The 1,837-nt window shown below is 65.4% G+C and carries 1 protein-coding gene and 1 pseudogene; both read left to right on the top strand.

Going from position 1 to position 1,837, the window contains the following annotated elements:
- Positions 1 to 844: trypsin-like serine peptidase (locus tag IEY93_RS33865; protein WP_373291527.1), on the top strand; the 844-nt coding region annotated here is incomplete at its 5' end.
- A gap of 433 nt (positions 845 to 1,277) precedes the next feature.
- A pseudogene (locus IEY93_RS38885) lies at positions 1,278 to 1,837 on the top strand (trypsin-like serine peptidase); the annotation flags it as partial.

The following is a 1,837-nucleotide window of genomic DNA, read 5'->3' on the forward strand; positions in this document are numbered from 1 at the left end:
GTGCAAGGACGCCAACGGCGGCGAGACCGGCGACTGCTGGGCCAAGGCCGACCCGGCTTCCGAGAAGGTCGTCCCCTGGAGCACCAAGCTCGGCCCCACCGCGGACGGCAAGAGCAAGGTTGAGCTGTTCACCAAGGAAGTCACCAAGGAGCAGTACGAGGCCACCAAGAACGGTGACTTCAACTTCAACCAGGCCACGTACAAGAGCTTCCCCAAGGTGGACGCCGACGTCGTGACCAAGGAGTTCTACGACTCCTACACCGGCCCCGGCTACAAGAAGATGGTCGACGGCGCCTACACCATCGAGCACTACTTCCTCGAGTACAAGGCGATCGTCACCCCGGGCGCGGTCAAGTACTACAAGACCGTGTACTTCATCGAGTACTACAAGGACGCCGGTCGCCTGGGCGACAACGTCGGTGGCCAGGGCTTCACCTGGAACCAGAAGGTCGGCCAGCCGGTCTACGTCTTCGGCTACCCCGCGGCCCCGCACCCCGACGGTGACAAGCCGTTCACCGGTGTCACGCCGAAGTGGTGCTACGGCAAGACCTTCGCCGCGAAGGCCGCCGCCGCGTTCAAGGCCGAGGCCCAGATCGGCCTCAAGTGCTCCATGACCGCCGGCTCCTCCGGTGCGCCGTGGATCCTGAAGTACAGCAGCACCAAGCGTCTCGGCTACATCAACGGTGTCTCCAGCCTCATCGGCGACGCCGACAACAACGGCCGGATCGACTTCAGCACCTCGCCGTACTTCGACAGCGAGACCTACTCGATCTACAAGTCGGCCGCCAACCTCTGGTCCGGCTCGATCGTCACCAAGGACGGCGACACGGTCACCAAGGCCTGACGTTCTTCTCGGTAAGAGCGGCAGCAAAGCGCAGGGCTCGGCATTCGTGCCGGGCCCTGCGCCCATTTCCCGGCAATTTGAGCTCGGCTCGTAAATCGGGGCCGCCGGCGTCGTTCGCCTTTCCGGTTGACGGCCCGTCGGCGGCCGGCCGTCTCACCAGGCATTCCGTATCAGGGTGATTTACCTCACACAGCACCGCGCACTTTCCGGTCCCGACGGGAGACGCTCAGGAGATTTGGACCGTTTCCACCTGTGGCGGGTCGGTTCGTGGTGGTCGCGCGCGGCACACCGCGACGCGGGTGCGGGCCCTGGTAGATCGACGTTCTGTTGATCCTTGCCGCCCTTTCTTCATGATCAGACCGATAGGTTCTAACTGTCCCTTTTGGGACCAGTGGGGCAGGAGTCAACTCCTGCGGCAGAACAAGGAGTCTCATTGAATACCCGAGTCAAGCGATTCGTGCTCCCTCTCGGTGGCGCCGCCGTGGCCGCCGGCATGGTCGCGGCATCCCTCACCACCGGAGCGAGCGCCTCCGCCGCGGCCGCGCCGGCCTCCGACGCGCTGGCCGGCACCCAGACCGCCGCCATGAGCACGGTGAAGTTCTGGACCGCCTCCAACGGCAAGGCACTCAAGGCGGCCACCAAGTTCACCGAGGACGCCGCCGTCAAGGGCAGGGTCCGGATGGGCGGCGGTGACGCGGCCCCCGACGGCAAGACCGGCGTCGTGCCGCCGATCGGCCAGGAGAAGGTCACCCCGACCAAGGTGAAGAACGTCAACCTGCCGCGCACCATCGGCAAGGTGTTCTTCTGGTCGGAGGGCAAGCCGTACTGGTGCTCGGCCTCCTCCGTGCAGGGCAAGTACCGCAACCTGGTGGCCACCGCCGGGCACTGTGTGTACGACACCGACGCCAACCGGGACACCCTGGACCGCTGGGTCTTCATCCCCGGCTACTACCAGGGCAAGGCCCCGTGGGGCATCTACGTCGGCAAGTCGGC

The sequence above is a fragment of the Sphaerisporangium melleum genome (assembly GCF_014646695.1).
GTDB lineage: Bacteria > Actinomycetota > Actinomycetes > Streptosporangiales > Streptosporangiaceae > Sphaerisporangium > Sphaerisporangium melleum.